Origin of the sequence: Allobosea sp. (assembly GCF_017308015.1) — a bacterium.
In the GTDB taxonomy this organism is placed as follows: Bacteria; Pseudomonadota; Alphaproteobacteria; order Rhizobiales; family Beijerinckiaceae; genus Allobosea.
On the sequence record NZ_JAFKFW010000009.1, the window covers coordinates 40,077 to 57,051 of the forward strand.

Annotated in this window: 21 protein-coding genes and 1 pseudogene; 9 read left to right on the forward strand and 13 right to left on the reverse strand. The window is 66.4% G+C overall.

The genetic code is table 11. The features are described from left to right. Positions 1 to 134: 134 nt before the first annotated feature. From J0I42_RS24100 to J0I42_RS09730, 3 genes and pseudogenes are all read right to left on the reverse strand, one after another. Positions 135 to 281 (reverse strand): acyl-CoA dehydrogenase family protein, encoded by a 147-nt coding sequence (locus J0I42_RS24100; protein WP_465247668.1) that lies wholly within the window; start codon positions 279 to 281, stop codon positions 135 to 137. Positions 282 to 352: 71 nt separating this feature from the next. Continuing rightward, a pseudogene (locus tag J0I42_RS09725) lies at positions 353 to 976 on the reverse strand (acyl-CoA dehydrogenase family protein); the annotation flags it as partial. Further along, positions 868 to 1,239 (reverse strand): acyl-CoA dehydrogenase family protein, encoded by a 372-nt coding sequence (locus tag J0I42_RS09730; protein ID WP_291654630.1) that lies wholly within the window; start codon positions 1,237 to 1,239, stop codon positions 868 to 870. The gene J0I42_RS09730 and the pseudogene J0I42_RS09725, both read right to left, overlap by 109 nt. Before the next feature lie 104 nt (positions 1,240 to 1,343). Between J0I42_RS09730 and J0I42_RS09735 the strand changes: the two genes are divergently transcribed. From J0I42_RS09735 to J0I42_RS09745, 3 genes are all read left to right on the forward strand, one after another. Continuing rightward, entirely contained in the window at positions 1,344 to 1,607 is a 264-nt protein-coding gene (locus tag J0I42_RS09735) for a hypothetical protein (protein WP_291654631.1), read from the forward strand. A 196-nt stretch (positions 1,608 to 1,803) separates the two neighbouring features. Further along, positions 1,804 to 2,211 carry a DUF7696 family protein gene (locus J0I42_RS09740; RefSeq protein WP_291654632.1) on the forward strand — a complete coding sequence of 136 codons (408 nt, stop codon included), beginning with the start codon at positions 1,804 to 1,806 and terminating at the stop codon, positions 2,209 to 2,211. Further along, positions 2,208 to 2,393: a hypothetical protein gene (locus J0I42_RS09745; protein ID WP_291654633.1), complete on the forward strand. Its 186-nt coding sequence runs from the start codon at positions 2,208 to 2,210 to the stop codon at positions 2,391 to 2,393. The genes J0I42_RS09740 and J0I42_RS09745 overlap by 4 nt, the downstream gene beginning before the upstream one ends. Here the strand turns inward: J0I42_RS09745 and ligD are convergent. Further along, entirely contained in the window at positions 2,390 to 3,661 is a 1,272-nt protein-coding gene (gene ligD / locus J0I42_RS09750) for a non-homologous end-joining DNA ligase (protein ID WP_291654634.1), read from the reverse strand. The two genes, J0I42_RS09745 and ligD, sit on opposite strands and share 4 nt — an antisense overlap. On the opposite strand from ligD, the gene J0I42_RS09755 reads away from it, so the two are divergent. Beyond that, complete coding sequence (locus J0I42_RS09755; RefSeq protein ID WP_291654635.1) at positions 3,647 to 3,991, forward strand: MobA/MobL family protein; 345 nt, start codon at positions 3,647 to 3,649, stop codon at positions 3,989 to 3,991. The genes ligD and J0I42_RS09755 overlap by 15 nt on opposite strands. 90 nt (positions 3,992 to 4,081) lie before the next feature. After that, positions 4,082 to 5,512 carry a hypothetical protein gene (locus J0I42_RS09760; protein ID WP_291654636.1) on the forward strand — a complete coding sequence of 477 codons (1,431 nt, stop codon included), beginning with the start codon at positions 4,082 to 4,084 and terminating at the stop codon, positions 5,510 to 5,512. Between the two features lie 603 nt (positions 5,513 to 6,115). Here the strand turns inward: J0I42_RS09760 and J0I42_RS09765 are convergent. Beyond that, positions 6,116 to 7,396 (reverse strand): hypothetical protein, encoded by a 1,281-nt coding sequence (locus J0I42_RS09765; protein ID WP_291654637.1) that lies wholly within the window; start codon positions 7,394 to 7,396, stop codon positions 6,116 to 6,118. A 743-nt stretch (positions 7,397 to 8,139) separates the two neighbouring features. On the opposite strand from J0I42_RS09765, the gene J0I42_RS09770 reads away from it, so the two are divergent. Further along, positions 8,140 to 8,811: a hypothetical protein gene (locus J0I42_RS09770; protein WP_291654638.1), complete on the forward strand. Its 672-nt coding sequence runs from the start codon at positions 8,140 to 8,142 to the stop codon at positions 8,809 to 8,811. Between the two features lie 474 nt (positions 8,812 to 9,285). Here the strand turns inward: J0I42_RS09770 and J0I42_RS09775 are convergent, their stop codons facing one another. Then, the gene (locus tag J0I42_RS09775) at positions 9,286 to 9,615 is read right to left on the reverse strand and encodes a hypothetical protein (protein WP_291654639.1); all 330 of its coding nucleotides are present in this window, start codon (positions 9,613 to 9,615) and stop codon (positions 9,286 to 9,288) included. 192 nt (positions 9,616 to 9,807) lie between these two features. Here J0I42_RS09775 and J0I42_RS09780 point away from each other — a divergent pair, with 192 nt between their 5' ends. Continuing rightward, complete coding sequence (locus J0I42_RS09780; protein ID WP_291654640.1) at positions 9,808 to 11,226, forward strand: hypothetical protein; 1,419 nt, start codon at positions 9,808 to 9,810, stop codon at positions 11,224 to 11,226. 207 nt (positions 11,227 to 11,433) lie between these two features. Here the strand turns inward: J0I42_RS09780 and J0I42_RS09785 are convergent, their stop codons facing one another. Both J0I42_RS09785 and J0I42_RS09790 read right to left on the reverse strand, forming a co-directional pair. Continuing rightward, on the reverse strand, positions 11,434 to 12,372 hold the full coding sequence (locus J0I42_RS09785) for a hypothetical protein (protein WP_291654641.1): 939 nt from the start codon (positions 12,370 to 12,372) through the stop codon (positions 11,434 to 11,436). A 35-nt stretch (positions 12,373 to 12,407) separates the two neighbouring features. After that, positions 12,408 to 12,605: a hypothetical protein gene (locus J0I42_RS09790; RefSeq protein WP_291654642.1), complete on the reverse strand. Its 198-nt coding sequence runs from the start codon at positions 12,603 to 12,605 to the stop codon at positions 12,408 to 12,410. Positions 12,606 to 12,676: 71 nt separating this feature from the next. Between J0I42_RS09790 and J0I42_RS09795 the strand changes: the two genes are divergently transcribed. Continuing rightward, complete coding sequence (locus tag J0I42_RS09795; RefSeq protein ID WP_291654643.1) at positions 12,677 to 12,865, forward strand: hypothetical protein; 189 nt, start codon at positions 12,677 to 12,679, stop codon at positions 12,863 to 12,865. On the opposite strand, the gene J0I42_RS09800 is transcribed toward J0I42_RS09795, so the two are convergent. The 3 genes from J0I42_RS09800 to J0I42_RS09810 form a co-directional block, all read right to left on the reverse strand. Then, a complete protein-coding gene (locus tag J0I42_RS09800; protein ID WP_291654644.1) occupies positions 12,862 to 13,341 on the reverse strand; it encodes a DUF29 domain-containing protein in 480 nt (159 codons plus the stop codon). The genes J0I42_RS09795 and J0I42_RS09800 overlap by 4 nt on opposite strands. A gap of 158 nt (positions 13,342 to 13,499) precedes the next feature. Next, the gene (locus tag J0I42_RS09805) at positions 13,500 to 14,261 is read right to left on the reverse strand and encodes a hypothetical protein (RefSeq protein ID WP_291654645.1); all 762 of its coding nucleotides are present in this window, start codon (positions 14,259 to 14,261) and stop codon (positions 13,500 to 13,502) included. A 2-nt stretch (positions 14,262 to 14,263) separates the two neighbouring features. Further along, on the reverse strand, positions 14,264 to 14,503 hold the full coding sequence (locus tag J0I42_RS09810; RefSeq protein WP_291654646.1) for a hypothetical protein: 240 nt from the start codon (positions 14,501 to 14,503) through the stop codon (positions 14,264 to 14,266). Here J0I42_RS09810 and J0I42_RS09815 point away from each other — a divergent pair. Continuing rightward, the gene (locus J0I42_RS09815; protein ID WP_291654647.1) at positions 14,502 to 15,725 is read left to right on the forward strand and encodes a hypothetical protein; all 1,224 of its coding nucleotides are present in this window, start codon (positions 14,502 to 14,504) and stop codon (positions 15,723 to 15,725) included. The genes J0I42_RS09810 and J0I42_RS09815 overlap by 2 nt on opposite strands. A gap of 341 nt (positions 15,726 to 16,066) precedes the next feature. Here the strand turns inward: J0I42_RS09815 and J0I42_RS09820 are convergent, their stop codons facing one another. Beyond that, positions 16,067 to 16,531 (reverse strand): hypothetical protein, encoded by a 465-nt coding sequence (locus J0I42_RS09820; RefSeq protein ID WP_291654648.1) that lies wholly within the window; start codon positions 16,529 to 16,531, stop codon positions 16,067 to 16,069. After that, positions 16,528 to 16,974 carry a hypothetical protein gene (locus J0I42_RS09825; RefSeq protein ID WP_291654649.1) on the reverse strand — a complete coding sequence of 149 codons (447 nt, stop codon included), beginning with the start codon at positions 16,972 to 16,974 and terminating at the stop codon, positions 16,528 to 16,530. The genes J0I42_RS09820 and J0I42_RS09825 overlap by 4 nt, the downstream gene beginning before the upstream one ends. Position 16,975: the final 1 nt, after the last annotated feature.

Sequence of the window (16,975 nt, forward strand, 5' to 3'; positions counted from 1 at the left end):
CCGACATCTGGAAGGTCTGCTTCCGGGCCGCGTGATGAAGCGGGCGGGCTGCCAGAGATGGCCCGAAGCGGCCCTGGGAACCTCCGCTTCGGGATATGCTGACATCCCCGGCTCAGGCACCGTTCTTGATTAGCTCACGTGATGGTACGCTGGATCTGATTGGTGCCTTCGTAGATCTGCGTGATCTTGGCATCGCGATAGAGGCGCTCGACCTCGAAGCCGCGGATATAGCCGGAACCACCGAAGACCTGCACGGCATTGGCCGTCTGCGCCACCGCCATGTCGCTGGACTCGAGGAGGCGGAGGTTGCAGGTCTGCCGTGGTCGATCAGCAGCGCGGCGCGCTCGACAAGGGCGCGGGCGGCGGCGATGTCCTTGGCCATGTCGGCCAGCATCCATTGGAGCCCCTGATTGTCGAGGATCGGCTTGCCGAACTGGCGCCGTTCGCGGGCGTAACCCAGTGCTGCCTCCAACCCTGCCTGTGCGATGCCGACAGCCAGCGAGGCGATGCCGATGCGGCCCTTCTCCAGCACGCTCATCATGATGTGGAAGCCGCGCCCCTTCGGACCGAGCAGCGCCTCGCGCGGAACCGCGACGCCGTCGAAATTGAGCGCGCCGACCTGGCTCGCGCGCTGGCTCATCTTGTGCTCCTTCGGCCCGCGCGAGACGCCCGGTGCATGGAGATCGCCCAGGAAGATGCTCATGCCGCGATGGCCGGCGGCGGGATCGGTCGAGGCCAACACGAAGCCGAGATCGGCGACCGGTGCGTTATGAATCCCGAGCTTGCCGCCATCGATGACATAGCCCTCGGCCGTTTCGCGCGCCGTGGTGCGAACGTTGGAGAGATCGGAGCCGGCCTCCGCCTCGGTTAGGCAATAGGCGATGCGCGTCTTGGCCGAGAGGATGTTGGGCAGGCGCTCAAGCTGCTCCGGCGTGCCGTAGCGGGTAGCGTCCCGATCAACACGACCAGCCCGCACTGGTCGGCGACCGAGGAATAGCCGCGCGAGAGTTCCTCCATGACGATCGCGTAGGCGTGGGTATCGAGCCCCGCGCCGCCATGCTCCTCCGGCACGGTGATGCCGAACAGACCGAGCTCACCCATCTGGCGATAGATCTCGGCGGGGAAGGTCTCGTCGCGGTCGAGATCGGCTGCGGCGGGCCTGACGACATCCTCGGCGAAGCGCCGGGCGGTCTCGCGAATCTGGTCGTAGATTTCGGCGTCGAGCAGCGGGGCGTGCATGGTTTGCATCCTCCAATGTGATGTGGACGGTTGGCGCTACGAGCCGCGAACCCTCGCCGTCATTTCAGGGCGCCGCAAAGCGGCGAGCCCGGAATCCAGAGCCGATGCCGTTCACAAAAGAGGGCTCCGGCCGTCCCATTCCATGCCCGCACGGCACCGGTTCTGGATTCCGGGCTCAGGCCTGCGGCCTGGCGAAGACCAAGCACCACGCCTTGAACGAGGGCGAGCGCCTGAGCCGCTCCGCAGAGGGTGTAGCGGTCATCCACGTCACGGCGGATGACGAAACCGGCGAGGTCAGTGAGCTCGCGGTGCTGGCGCGGCACGGTGCGATCCCGGAGGAATTCGAGGAGCAGATCAGGGCGCTATGAAACGCAACCCGCGGCGCGCCTACGACGAGAACGGGCGCGAAATCCAGCCCGCGACAGTGGGCTCTCAACGCGCGAGGGGCTTCACCAGAGCGGAAATCTGGTGCAATCCTTGCACGCGCTTCGTCGAGGTCAGCCTCCACGGTCTACCTGACGAGCTGCCGATCCCCGACATCTGTCTGCGCTATCGGTGCTCGAAATGCGGCGGCAAAAGCCTGACATCGCGCGGCAGCATCAGGGAGCATTACGAAAAGCTGGACGAGCAGAGGAAGGCGCGATCCTGAGCGTTTCCCGCGACGCCCGAATCTGGCAGATCGCCCGCATGCCATACCCGCCCGACAACCCTCCGCACGTCTTCTCTGTCCTCGCCGGCCGCGAGGTTTCGACATGGTCGGAGGAGTGGAAGCACGAATGCGAGGTCCGGTACCTGGCCGGGTTGCCGCTGGCGCAGCGGAACGACGCGCTGGACGGCAGCTCGGGCAGCATGAAATTCAAGCGCGGAGAGGCTGCCGTCGCCTACCTGCGCGCCGAGATCGAGCGCTATGGGATGCTCAAAGGCAAACCTTCACCCGAACGAAGTTCGCGCCGGCAGGTTTGCGGCGTATGAGCCTCGTGATCCGAAACGACGTCGAGTTGCTGGCTGCGGTTGATCGAGCGCAGGAGCTTCTGGGCTGCGTCGAGGGGAGCGCCGAGCAGCGCGAGCTGGAAGAAATCGCCGAGGCGGTCGAGCAATACACGCAGATTACGCTCGCGCAGCGGCATGCCGCCAACGACCACACCAGAAGCTAGCCCAGTCGATAGATTGAGGATTCGTCCGCTTCCTCGCGCAGGCCCTTATAGGAGGCGTGTCGAAGCTTGCTGTCATCGGTCCAGCCGCGCAGCGCGATCTCCGCGACCAGCTCCGGCCGGATCCATCGATAGCCGCGCTTGCGGACAGGCATCGCCAGCGCCGGCTTGTCTACGATCAGCTTGTCCATCTGCTTGCGCAGCGCGGCGCCGCTAGCTTGGGTAAAGCCGGTGCCGACGCCACCGACGTAGACGAGATCATCCCCCTTCTGGGCCGCGAGCAATAGCCGGCCGATGCCGCCGAGCGCGATCGTCGAGGGCTCGTAGCCGACGATGGCGAAGCTCTCGGACTGGATGCATTTGATCTTGAGCCAGTCGCCGCTCCGTCCGGATCGGTATGGGGCATCGCGACGCTTCGCGATGACACCTTCAAGCCCGAGTTCGCATGCCTTCCGCAGCAGCCGATCACCCTCTGCTTCGATCTCCTCGCTGAAGCGGATCGAGCCATGCGGGGTTCGGCCGATCAGCTGCTCCAGCATCTGGCGGCGCTCTTCCAGCTCCAGAATGCGCAGATCCTGGCCGTCGAGATAGAGCAGGTCGAAAGTATATAGCGATGCCTCGGCAGCGAAGCGCTTACCACCGCGCCCGCCCAGCGCCTTCTGCAGCGCGCCGAAGTCGGAGGCGCCGCGCTCGTCGAGCACCACCGCCTCACCGTCGAGAATCGCGCTGTCCACTCCGAGCTCCAGCGCATCATGCGCGATCGTCGGGAAACGCGCTGTCCAATCGTGGCCGCCGCGCGTGATGATCCTGACGCGCTTGCCGGCGATGTGGATGGCGAGGCGATAGCCGTCCCATTTCACCTCGTACGCCCATTCGTAGCCCACCGGCGCCTTGCTCTGCAGCTGCGCCAGGCAAGGCTCGACCCGTTCTGGCATGGGATCGGCGAATAGGTCCCGGCCGCCCTTGGGGCGCTGCGTCGCCGAGCTCTTGACCAGATCGGCCTCCGGCCCAGCTCTGAGAACCCGACGCGCACACATTGAACGCAACTCCACAACGCAACGAGTTACGAACCGGGGCTGCCCCGAATCGTTCCCCGGAACCCGGAGTACCTCGAGGACGATAAGAAGGTCACGGCAAACGACCCGGACAAAGGCCCTGCACCGGCGAAGGCTCCCGCCTTCAGCTTCGGAACGCCCGAGATCGGAAGCACGCTCAAAGAGCGCATGGCGTTCTGGGACCTTGCGGAGCAGCACGCGATGGGCGAGGTCCATACCATACAGCACCGCCTGATCGTTGAGCTTCCGCACGAGTGCTCGGCGGAGGACCGCCTCGCCATCATGCGGAACTTTACGAAGAAGTACGCCGATGACGGCGTGCCGTATTGGTGCGTCCTCCACGCGCCGGTCAAGGGAAAGAACGACGACCGAAACTTCCACGCGCACATCGTCCTCCACGGAAGGCCCGCGAAGCAAATCGACTTCGCGGCCGACGGGATCGACGACGGGAACGGAAAGCCGACCGCGAAGGTCTGGGACTTCGCGGCCGTCACGCAGCAGCGGGACGCGTTCCGCAAGACGCGGGACCGCCACCTGCACAGGTAGGACATCCCGGAAGACTAACGGAACAAGTTCGTCGCCAACGAGCGCAAGCGCTTCGCGCAGATCGTCAACGCCAGGATGACGTCGTCAGGCGTGCCGATCCGCTACGACCACCGCAGCTACAAGGCGATGGGCCTCGAGGTCGAGGCGATGAGCTCCGTGAAGAACCTCATCCTGAAGCAGTCCGAAAAGTGCGAGCGCCTCGTCCTCGACGCCGGTCAGACCCAGCGGATCGTCGCCCGCGAGATCGAGCGCCTCGCAAGGCAGCGCGCGGACGGGTTCGGGGAGATCGAGAAGGTCAAGAAGGCGATCCGCAGGAGCGCCTACCGGCTCACGGAACTCGATCGCGAGGCGCGCAGGCTCGGGCGCCGCGCCGGCCTCGCAAGGAACGCCTCCATGGCCGTCCGCAGGGCCTACGCCAACGCGGCCCTGCGCTACGCGCTCGCCAAGGAGGCGCACCTGAAGGCCGAAGTGGCGCTGCGCTTCGAGGACGAGAACCTCAGGCGCCACGTCGAGGCGACGCGGCCCGAGCCCATCACCCCGCTCCGCGCCAAGATCGAGGAGCGCCTGCAGCAGGCCCGGAGGGACGACGAGGCCGCGGCGGCGAAGCAGGCCGAGCGCCTGGCCAAGGCGGGAGCGGACCCGCAGCGGGCGGCTCCGCGCCGCCGGACGGAGTTCATCGTCCAGGGCATCGAGAAGGAACTCGACGCCCTGGCCGATCCCGAGATCCTCGGGATGCTCAACCGCGAGGCGAAGATCGAGCTGGCCCGGGTCGAAAGGGAGCATGCCAAGGCCCTCTCAAAGAGCGAGATCATGGTCGAAAAGGCGCTCCGCGCCTGGAAGTCCGTAGGCGCCGCCACGCCTGCCGAGGTCCCCATGCCGGCCTATACCGAGGCCGCGGCCAGGCCGCCGATCCGGAACCCGGCGCTCGAGAAGGAGGCGCCGGAGAAGCCGAAGAGCCACCTCAGGCACTACGCCCTGTCCGCGCACGACATGATCAACAGCATGTTCAACACGCCGCACGCAAGGGCCGCCCTCGACATGGCCAACCGCCTCAGCGACCACATCAAGGAGGCGGGCAAGCTCAAGATCAAGGGAAAGGACACCGCCCAGATCCTCCGTGAGGAAGTCAAGGCCATGGCAGACGCCTTCGCCAAGGGGCCCGCGGAGGGGCAGATCCTCCTCGCGATCGGACCGCAGGACCGGACGCCCCTGAGAGAGCTGGCTGATGCCTACGCCTCGCTGCGCGCCAAGGGCAGGCCCCAGCCCGCGAAGGATCGGGACGAGTCGCACGCGGAACGCCCCGCACCCGCCGCCCCGGACGCCGGGGAGGCCAGCGCCCCGTCCGCCGCGCCCAAGCCGCAGCCGGAGGCCCGGCCGGAGCCGCCCCCGGCCAATGCGGGCGACCAGCCTCCGCCCGAGGAGGATCCGAAGGAGGCGAGGAGGCGCAAGCGCCGCGAGCGCGACAGGGAGCGCCGCCGCGCGATCGTCGCCAACCGCAACCGCGACTTTGATCGATCTTGATACGCGTTATGGATGAATCGTGACCGCCTGTCCCAGGGTAAAGTATGGAGCCTCGTGATGGCCGGCTTCGCTATAGTAGCACATGAAGCCGCGGTAGAGCTCTTCGCACATCCAGATCCGCGCGATCCTGCCGACGATCTCGGATCGCATCCGCCCGTATCTGGCGCCGCATCTCCATCATCTGGTCGGGATTGAGCCAGTAGGCCTTGATCGGGGTCTTGGCTCCATTCGATGGAGAACACTCCATCTACTAGATGGAGTGTTCCATAGGCTTGTAATTCAAGCGAATTTTCCTCGATGGTGAGGTGGACGTTGTACCCGATCCGATCGATGTTCGTTGCGTTTAAACGATCGAGGAAATGCACCGTGCCGTCGATCATGGTCGCGGTCATGCCGAGATGCTCGAAGGTCTCCTGATCTTTCAGGATGATCTTCGGTTCCCTGCGCACCTTGGCTGCTCTGCGGGCAGCACCATTGCCGGTCGGCTTGAGTCCGGTGGTCGGCGTTCCACCTGAGTCCTCGGTTCGGCGCCATGCGCGAATCAGTGTCTCAAGCTATATTCTGCCTGCCGCTGCGGCCTCGGGCGAATCGGCCTAGACGTCTTCAGGAACCTTTCGTCAGCCTCCCAAGGGGGCCGGAAAGACGCGAGACCACGCCCTGCGCCTCCGCTGCGCGCCCCGCGGCGACGTTCGCCTCGATCAGGCTCCGGATCTCCCTCAGCTCGCCGTGGAGGCCCTTCATGGCCTCGCCGTTCGGCAGGGATCGGCAGAGCAGCGCGATCTCCGCGATCTCCTGGACCAGCGGGTGCACGGCCTGGGCCGCGGCCTGCTCGATCGTCAGGATCGCGAATGGGTCGGACTGCGGGAGAGCGACTGGCTCGGTCCTGAGCGGCGGCGGCAGATGCCTCTTGGCGCCTAGCCGCCTTGCGCGTGCGTCCAGCGCCGTCGCGATCATCAGGCCCGATCCGTCGAGGACGGTCTCGGAGAGGCGGCCCGTCGCGACGTGCCAATAGAGCAGGTCGAGGCGGTAGTGGATGTCGGTGAGCCCGCCCGGGTCGAGGACCGTGGCGATGGCCTTGGCCTGCTCGTGGTTCATAAGGAAGACCGAGGTCAGCTTGTACTCGTGGCCGAGGTGCTGGTAGGCCTCGATCTGGTACCACGGATCGGGACCCATCAGGCGCAGGCGCGACTGCAGCTCGCGCACCCGCGGACGAACCTTGTTCGTGCACTGGCCGCCGATCGCGTGACCGAGGTCGACGTCGAAGACGCGCACCTGGTCCTCGGTCACCGTGATCGTCAGTTCCAGCGTCGTTTCGATCCGCGTGAATCGGTTGTCCTTCCGCACGGACTCGATGAAGCCGCCCAGGATCGCCGCCGGCGGACCGGCCGTCAAGAACCGGCTGTGCTCGATCGAGTAGTGCCCGGGCCACTGCCGGCCGGAGGTCGGCGTCTTGGCGCCGTAGGCCGCTCCAGGGCCCTGCGCGGCCTCTTCTGCCGCGACGAGCCTGCCGTCCTCCCAGGCCTTGAAGACGGCCAGGACCTGGCGGGCGAGCTCCTTGCCCGCGGGCGTGCGCGACTGGATGATGATCCAGCGCACCTGCTCCTGGTTGAGGTAGTAGACGGTGCCGTCCTTGGTCCGGCCCTTGCCGCGGCCGCCCTGGGGGATTGGCGAGATTACTAATCTCACCAATCCGTAGAATTCGAGCTCGGCGAGGTTCCGCTTGATGAGTGTGCGGATCTGGTTCGTGTGTTTCCAGCCGATGCGCTCGCCGATGTCTTTGTCGACCATGCAGGGCTCGCCGTCGAAGACGTAGAGGCGGTACCCGTCATGGGTGAACAGTGCCGGCTCGGCGGTGGTCACGGAGGTCGAATGGCTGTCGGCCATGATGGCCTCCTTTTACGCGCATCAACGGCGGAACGGCGTTGATGCTGCCCGAATCCGGGCGTTTCGGCGAATCCTGTCAGGATCGCGGAGACCCGGTTCGGCTAAGCTCTCGACCTTCTGCCACCGCCCTGTCAGGGTGGTGCGGCCCAACGGGACGCGCGGAATGAGGTCTCCCAGACCGTTTCGAGAGCCTTGATCGGCGGCCGCGCAGCGCCCCGATCCGCCGTCTGCAAGACCCCTCGGAGAGCACGGGGAAGACAAGCGGGAGCGAGGCTTCCTGCGAAGTTGCCGCGGTGCCGGAGGCAGTGCTGCAACTTTGTATGTCGTGCCCTCATTCCCCTCCTCTGACAGGCTATGAGCGTTGTAGCTCTCTGCCCTTCTAGCCTGTTATGTAAGTCCTTGAAAATGCTCGTTGTAGAGCCCTCAACCTGCCCTTTTCAGGACGTACTGGAGGGTCTCTTCCCCAAGGCCCGTTGTAGGGCCTTCCCTGGCCTCGAACCCGTTTTGAAATGGGCCTTTTAGCGGAAACGCCCATTTATCAAGACGGCATGGATCGCTTCGAGGTGGCGGTTGTACGCCATAAATGGTTGATTTCGCAGAAACGACCATTTATACACCTAAAATGGCCGTTTCCGCATTTTGTTCTATTCGCAGGACGAATGGTTCTTTTTACGAATCGGCCTGCTTATGCGGAAACGGCCATTTGCGCTTTTGCGCCTTTTGCGACGGGACGAGCTGATCCGATGAAGAACGTGACCGCGATCGAGTGGATCAGGAAGGCCCGGCGGATCGCCCTCCGGTTTGCCGGGAGGGTGGCCTCGTCCGACTACAAGCAGGACGACCTTGACTTGGCAAGGGTGCTCTTCGGCACCTCGAAGTTCGACGATCCCGTCGTCGGGAGCGGGCTCGTGTCGGATCCGAGGCTCGGCCTCGACGATCTCTCGGACGACTTCGCCCTACTGGTCGAAGCAGTGCTCGCGCAGCATGCGACCCCGGAGCGCCTTGCCGCGATGCGCCAGGTGATCAAGTCGCGTCTCGCCGCCGAGCGCGGCAAGGGCCTGCCCGAGGGTTGGGATCCGGACCGGATCGACCCCGAGAAGCTGAAGGCCCGTTCTTACCCGAAGCGTGAGGCCGGCGTCGTCTCGGAGGTCTCCAGGAAGACGCTTGCGTACCAAGACGAGCGGGACGCCGGCCTTGCGTCGGTGCACCTCCTGCAGCGGGCCCTCTACGTCGGGTTCTGCCGCGTGCTGCTGAAGCTGGCCGACGATCAGAACCACATGGTTCCCGGCCGTCTCTGCGGGCACGCCGAGGTCAAGTTCGGCGACGGGAAGGCGGCCGAGGCCGACGCGCTGATCGCTAAGTGGCTCCGGGGCGGAAGGCACCGGAAGGACGACGTCTTAGACGACGAGGACTGATTGCGGGCCGCCCTGGCCGGGCGCCTTGCGTCGCCCTCCGGCGGGGCGGTGCCGTCCTTATGGGCTTTTCCCCATGATGGCATCTGGCGCACGGCGCTGGGCGGACGGCCTATGATGCGTCCCTGTCGGCGTCATGGACGACGCCCTGTTGGCGAGCCTTTGGCCTGACCGAGCCTTGCGAGGTGGGCGAGCCGGGGGCGGAGCTCCTCCGTTCCGACTGACGCGGAACAGTCGTCGCTGTCTTCTTGCGTCGGTATCCCTATGGGGAGGGCGCGAGGAGAGGATGGCTCCGGGTCGGATTGGACGGGCGAACGGCGTTCGCGCGTCTCATTCTGCGATTTCCGACCCCTTCTTGCGCGACCCGAGCGACAGCGTCGGCTTCGCCTCGTTGGCGTTCGCCTTGTGCTCGGCGATATTTGTCGTCGTATAGACGACCCTTTGGAATTCGGCCTCGCTCGTAGGGAGGACCCGCGGTCATCCGCGTTCGTGGTTCCAGTTCTCGAGGGCCGTCTCGGAGATCGACTGGAAAAGTTTCTTGCGCCGATCGTACTCCTCGTCGGTCTCGTCCTCTTCGCGGATGACCTCGTCATCAAGCGCATCGACGAGGTCCTGCCGCGTCGTGCCTGGCGGATGGTAGACCCGCAGGCGCGGGAACTCGCGCTCGAGCCGTTCCTGGACGGCGAGCGTGAGATAGTCCGCGACGCTCATCCCGAGGGCCTCGGCGTTCTCGGAGACCTTGTCGGCCTGCTCGGCCGACAGCCTGACGGCGAGGACGCGCCCGGCGGGCGCCTTTTGATCGGACATGTCTTCTTCCTTTTCCGCGGGGTTCCCGCATCCTCTTCCATCGGCCTGTCGGCCCGCAACTGCGGTTGGCTAATTCGGCCGCGACTTTCGCTTCCAGGGCCTATTTTTGCCTGTGGGATCCCTCCAAAATGGCTTGACAGACCGATTCGCGGAAGCGTGAGCGCCGCGCCTGGCACCCGGAAGGAAAGCATCGTGACCGACTCCACTGACGACAAGGGCGTACCGGCCAAGGCCTTGCCGACCGTCTTCCACCATGAAGGGAGGCGTCTGTTCCTGATCGACGGCGAGCCGAGGGTCGTAGACGTCGATCTCGCGGTTGATTTGGGCCGCGATGGGGTTCGCTTCATCAGGAGCTTGATCAAGCGCCACGCGGTTGCCCTGGAAAAGAAGGCTAAGCTCCTGTGTTTCCGTGAGAAAGGTGAATTGAGCTATGGTAGCTCAATTCAGGGCGAGATGCTTCCGCTCCTCCGTCGGGAGGGTCTGATCGCGCCGACCGGCGTCAAGCCGACGATCGCTTTCCTCAACAAGAGGCAGGCGCGCTGGATCGTCGCCAAGTCGGATACCGATGCGGCTGACGATCTGCTTGAGCGGTTGTTCGACCTCTATGACGCCTGGGAGGAAGGCACCCTCGAGCCGGCCCGTCCGGCCGTGGAGCCGCCGTCCTCCGGCTCCGCTCGCACCGGCCCGGTCCCGGCGCACATCGCGCCGCACCGGATGACGGGCCATATCGAGTTCTGCCATTTCGAGGGCATCCTCTTCTCCTTCAGCGAACGCGGCTCGATGCACGTCTGGGGCGGCTCCGTCGCCGAGGCGCTGGGCCTGGACGCCGCCGCGTTCGGGGCGGAGCTGGCGAAGTGGCCGCAGCTCCCGTTCCTCGGCGAGATGCCCTCGCTCGAGGGCCGTCCCGGCCTCTGGCTGACGCGGGCCCACTTGTCTTTCCTCCTCAGCCGCCCCGGCCTGGCGACGGACGCCGCCTGGCGCATCGCCGGCGTCATGACGGCGCAGTCCGACGACAGGGCTTGGGTCAGCAACGGCGAGCTCTACCTGCACTACCCCGCCGCCGCGCTCGGTCCGCCGGAGGCGCGCCGGCACGCCCGCGCGGGCGCGCATGTGCCGTGGGTCACCGCCCCGTGCAACTTCCTCCGCGACGGTCGCGGGCTCCTGCGCATCCGGCATGACTCGCTGGCGCGCCTCTGGAATCGCGATCCGGTTATCCTGGCCGACGAGATCCTGCGCCGGCGCGACGCCATCCGGGACGGCGTGGCGAAGGTCATGGAGCGCCACGAGGTCGATGCCGAGGGCCGCTCGGCGGCCGGCCTCTACCTGACGCTCCCGCATGCGGCGCGGCTCGCGCGGCTCCTCTGCCTCGACGAGGGCGTCGCGCGGGACGCCTTCGCGCGCTGGGAGGAATTCGACGCGAATCTGATGGAGGCCCTCGCGGCCGACCAGCGCGCATTCGCGGCATCGCTGCCCTCGGCCGCCGTGGCGTCGTCGCTCGGCGCCCTGCGGCAGGAGGTCGCGCGGATCGGGGAGATGATCGGGGGCGCGCTCTCCGCGCCCGTCTCCCGGGACGGCGCGCTGCGGCGGCTCGTCCGCCAGGTCTGGGGCTAGGACCGGCCCTCTTTTGCGAAATCCGGCATACTCGAATCCCCATGTCCCGCGATCCGGGTGCGGAGGCCCGTCAGGGCCGGGAGCTCGTCCGTTTCGACTGACGCGAAACAGTCCTCGCTGCTTTTCCAGGGTCGGTCTCCCTATGGGGAGGGCGCGAGGAGAGGATGATTCTGGGTCGCTTTGCCCGGACGAACGGCGTTCGCGCGTCTAGTCGGCGATGCCCGTTCCCTTGGTCTTTTGCGTTGCGTCCGATGTTACGGACTCGGAGGCGGCGTTGGCTTTGGTCTTTGCTATCGCCGCGGTAATGCTGCCGTACTTGTCTTTAAGCTCGTCGAGGATCGCCTGTCCTCTCGACCCCTTCCTCCCGCGAGCGCGTTCCCTGTCGGGGGCGATGCGTTCTTCCAGGCCGGCTCGGAATGTCTCGATCTCGGTAATCTGGATGGCTAGGTTCTTTTGCCGGTATCGCTCGTCGATCCTTGGATCGTCGGCGAATGCGCGCAAGATCCCAAGTGGGTCGACTGGCGTCTCCAGATGCGCCCGCCGCCCGAACTCGTCTCGCCGCAGATACGTGAAGAGGCCCTGGAAACAGGCGGCGGTCTCTCGGTGGGCTCCGTCGTTGATTGCGTGGTCGATGTAGGCGATCATGACGTGATGGGCGGCGCGGGCTTGGTCGAGAGCCGTCGCGTCTTGGCGGCGCGTCGCCGGATGCATGATGTTGGCGATCCTGCTTTTGAGGCAGAGTACCGGATGCATCACCGGGATCATGACCTCTCCGACACGCCCCTCGCTTTCGGCGGGGAACTTCAGCTCCGAGACGCCCTTGGCGAATTCCCGGTTCTTGATTCCGAGGATCTTGTTGAGGAAGTCTATGCTGACGCTTCTGCCGCCGATCTCGATCTCGACGACTGCGGTGCTTGGCGTGTTCATCGCGTCTTGGCTGGGGCGCCGTACATTCCCGCCGAGCGCGTCCGCCAGCATCCGCGCTACGCCAGCCTCGCCGAAGTAGTCGACGTCGATGCTTGTGAAGATCTGCTCTTCCCGTTGGCGCGGGATCTTGTCCCGGTAGAACCACGCCCATAGGTTCGTGGCCTGGCCCCCGACGACGAATGCTCCGTCGTCGGCTTGCACGTGCGATACGATAGACAACACTTCCCACGCCCTTAGGGGCCTTGGGTCTCGCCTCACGGGACGCGGAACGGGACGCGCCGCCGCGAGATGCTCATCTTCGTGGGATCAAGGGACGAGAAGAAGTTGTTCCGGCGTGCGATCTCGGCGCGCGCCGAGGGGTCGCGCGCGATGCGCGCATCGTCCTCGGCCCTGGCGCGGGCCTTCTCTTTCCGTCGCTCTTCGACGTCGAAGTATTCGATGTCGGAACTCATGGGGTGCTCCTTTGCGCCGAATCTACTCCTTCTGGCCTCTCCGATCAACGCAAGGCCAGATTGCACGCACATTGTCGATCGCGGCCCAGCTTTCGAACATCGTTTCGTTCGGCAAGGTCTATCAGGCCGATGCCGCAGATGGGACTGCGTCGGTCATCGAGACCTCGGAATCGGGCGACGTGTGCGAATTGCGGTTGCCGACCGCAATTCGCGATCAGCTTTATGCCTTGCTCGAAGCCGAGCGTATGGGCCGACGCTAGCGCTCGATGATCTTCACCGGCTTGGGCATGAAGCTGAAATCTTCAGCGTTCGTGCGGCTGAACGGCGCCTGTCGCGGAAACTCCTTGAGCAGGAGGCCGGTTTCCGCGGCCGCGACGCGACGGGCGTCCTGGTAGGCCATCTCGAAGAGTTCGTCGCGCTGCGGCTTGAGGCCGGGGTTGTCCTCGATGAGGCGCGCGATCTGGTTGCGCGCGTTTGCGATCGAGGCGTTCCAGCTCTTTGTGTGCATTTTGGGCTGGTACGCGGCCTTCAGCAGATGAAGGGTGAGGATCTCATAGTGCGAGCGCAGGGCGCTCCGTTCCGAACGGCCCAAGGTCTCCAGCTCCTCGGCGATGTTGGCGATGTCGATGTCGCCGAGCTTCCCTTCGCGGAGGAGCTTGGCCTGGGCCATAGCCCAGGAATAGAAGTCGGCCTCGTAGCCGGTGTCGGCTTCGGCCTTCTTGAGTGCGACGCTCATGGGGGTTCCCTCCCGTCTTCCGCAATCACCTTACCATTTTCGGGCCTTCGGTGGAATCAGGCCATCGCCTTCGGGGAAGAGCGTATTGCCTTCGATCGCGTCGAGCTCCACGGACCGTGGGCGCGCCTAGACGGCCATGCCCTTTCCGCTCCCTCTCGTTAGGCCTGGGCCGTGAACGGCACCGTCCCGCGCTCGGTGGCCTCGAGGGGCCTGAGGGACTCGAGTGCCTCGTTCGTCGGGAAGACGGCCTTGCCGGTTCGAGGATTGAAGTAGAGGCGGCCCGGCTTGGCTTTCCAGCCCCGCTCCGTGATGGCGTCGATGGCGGCCTGGACGCGGTCCGCGAACGCGAACTTGAGGGCGCCTGCCCCTGGCAAACCCGAGCCGGCGGCGAGGCGCAGGGCCTCGATGTCTTCGGCCGGATGGCCCATGGCGATCTTCCGGGCCCGCTCGAGGAGGTCGATTGGGGACGCACCGGGCGCCTTCGCCGGCGCTGCGATGGCGGCGATGGCGAGGGGCATGTAGCGCCCGTCGATGAGGAAGAGGTCCACCATGTCGCGCGCCTCGCGTCGCGAGGCTCCCGCGACCAGCTTCTGGATGGCGAGGTCGGCATTGTGCAGGGCCCACCCGAATGTCGGATGGGGTTGGATCTTGAAGAAGCGGGCCCGGTCGGCCTCGCTCCATTCGAGCTGGGTCTGCTCTCGTCCGTCGGTGATGGTCGCCTCGACGGCGAAGCCGTAGTGGTCGGTGCGGTTCAATACCTCGAGGCCGGCCCCTCGCAGGGCGCCGATGTCGGCATCTGCGATGACGGGCACCTCGGCGTCCTCGACGTGGATGTCGATGTCGCGCGACCGGAACGATTGCGGAGAGCGCCGCGACTTCAGGATCTGCGCGATCCGCTTTTCCAACTCGTCCGCAGGCACGATCAGCGTTCCAGCAGTGATAGGATGCGCTGGCCGTCTCGATAGGCCTGGATCCCCTTGCTGGCCAGCATGAGGTGGCGCCCGATCCAGCGGGCCCGTTCGGAGGTCAGGGGGCGCTCTTCGAGCAGGCGATCCAAGTCGACATTGTCGAACGCCTGGGCTTGGTGAAGCCTTGCAATTCGCCGGATTTCGGCGTCGGCCGGATCAGTGATCGGGTACCGGGCTTCTGCCGCAGCGGCCATGGGCGCGCCTTTCTCCGGGGTTCCTGATTGTACTACTATATCCTGCCGCCTCCTGGCGAGCACGGAACGGGAACGCCGGTTCGCGCGAATCAGCGCGATCTGGTATTTCCGGGCCATGGCGAGGAAACCGAAGCCTTCGATACCCAGGCCGGATATCAAGGTCGACCGCGACAGCTGGTTCGGCCGCGCGCGCCTGCTCGCTCTGAAGAACATGCTCGGCCTTGGTCTGACGCCGGACGAGGAGGCCTTCCTCGGGCCGTTGCCCCGCGTCGCCGTTTTCACCCCCGAGGAGGTCATCGCCCTCCTCGGCGACGGGGAGCGCGGCATCCCCCGGATGCTCCCCGTCGACATCGCGCTTGGGAAGCTCGGCATGCCGATCACCAGGGCAAACCCGGACGGCACGTTCGAGCGCCTCGAGGGGGACTTCTGCAAGGCGTGGCTCGCCCGGCGCAATTCGGACCGGGCGATCGCGACGCATGTCGCGAAGACGTACGCGGAGGTCCCGAGGGGCTGGTACCTCGACCGCGAGCGGTTGGAGATGTCCGACGCGGATGCGGCGGGCGACGATCTCTCGGCGCTGGGTCCCGGCGGGGCGCAGGCCCTCGCCGACATCGCGTGGTTCTTCCGGTTCGACCTCGTGCCGCGCGAGCTGCGGATCGCCGGCTACCAGATGTGGCAGCGCCGGCGCCTGGCCGGCATCCGGCCGTTCACCACGGACGGGCTCGTCTTCGGCTTCTGGGACGACGTGATGTCGGCCTATGACGTGGGGGCGCTGTCCTTCCGCGGGTACGACGCGGCCCACCTCGCCGTCGTCGTGGCGCTCGCGCGGGACCTCTGCCTCGCGATGGTCGCGGCCGAGGTCTCCGGCGCCGGGGCCTGGGACATGGGGGAGGAGGACCTGCACTGCGCCATGATCCACGCCAGCGTGGTGAACGGGGTCCGCTACGACGACCCGCGCGGGATGGGCGATCCCGACCTGCGCAGCGTGGGCGGCGGCCTCGCCGAGCTCTACCGCAGGCTTGAGGCCAAGCCGGGCGCCGTCTGGTCGCGGGCATCCGTGAGGGAGCGACCCGAGGGGACGATCGCGGGGGACGGCGGCTTCCGGTTCGTGGGGGACCTCTCCGTCGTCCCGCCGGAATGGCCGGTGCCTGGGAGCTACGTCCCGGGCGGGCCCGTCCCGGAGGACGAGGTGGGCTGGGTCTCGCGGTTCGCCTCGGCCTGAGTGGCGACCGCCCCATGTGACGGCCTCCCTGGTGCCGGTCCCCAGTGGCCGGCATCTTTGCGTTTGGGAGGCTGCCTGCATGGGCCGTCCCCTCTGGGGCGGAGACCGTGGCGAGCTTCTGGTATGGGGAGGCGGTGACCGCCGGACCTTGCGAGCCTCGGGCCTCGGAGCTCATCCGGCGTGGGTCTCCCTATGGGGGGAGCGCGAGGAGAGGATGGCTCCCGGTCGAATGGCCTTGGCGAACGCCGTTCGCCCATGGGATTGGCCTTGTCTCGGGACTCCCGGGAATAGGGCCTGTCTTTGAGTTTGGGGGATTGCCCCTTATTCCCGGAGGCGACCGTTCACGTCCAGGTTTCCTTGGCCTGCCTGAGCAGGGCGTTGGCGATCTTGGGCCTCCCGATCCATTTGAGGTGGTCGGCCGTCTCGGTGACCAGCGCGATCGCCTCGGCCCTCCGGTGGGAGAGGTTGAGGGCGCGTATCGTGGCCGGTCCGCCTTGGCGGTTGAACCTCACCTCCTCCTGGAAGTGGCGGTGTCCGGGCGACAGGGCGCCGCGCATGCCGGCGGCGTAGGCGACGAGCGCGCGCCTCGTCACGTCCGTGATCGGGACGTTCTCGTCCTGGACGGTCGTGACGACGACCTGCCGGGTGATGGGGGCGATGCCGACCAGCATGTCGAGGGACCGATTCGGCAGGCACTTCCTGACGATCGGGTCGCTCAGCATGATGCGCGACGCGTGATGGCCCTCGATGACGCAGCTCGGCCAATCTCGGGGATCGGGCTCCTGCTCGTATCCGGTCGCAATCATCTCCCGCCTTGCGTTCCGGCGCGCCTTGCGGCGAGCCACTCCGGGAACCGGACCGGCGGGATCCATGGGATCTGCCGCCCCGCCCGGGTGAAGCCCGGATAGACGTCGACGCTGTCGTAGCTGTCGAGCCGCGGATTGGAGTTGAACGCCTCGACCGCCTCGCCGGCGTAGGCGTTCCACGCCAGGCGCTCGGCGTCCGTCGCCTGGTAGTAGGCGATCTTGTCGCCATCCTCGTAGATGCGCCGGGGCGGCGCCTTGCCCGCGGCGAGCGTCTCGAGCTGCGCGTCGGTCCAGTCGCCCGGATCGGGGACGTCGACCGGGACGGGCGGGACTCCCGGGTCCGGCGCACTCGGCGCCGTGCCGACCAGGCCCTGCGGCGCTGGCTTGGTTCCGGTCATCCTGCGGATGGCCGTCCGGATTGCCACCATGATGCTCTTGGGCACG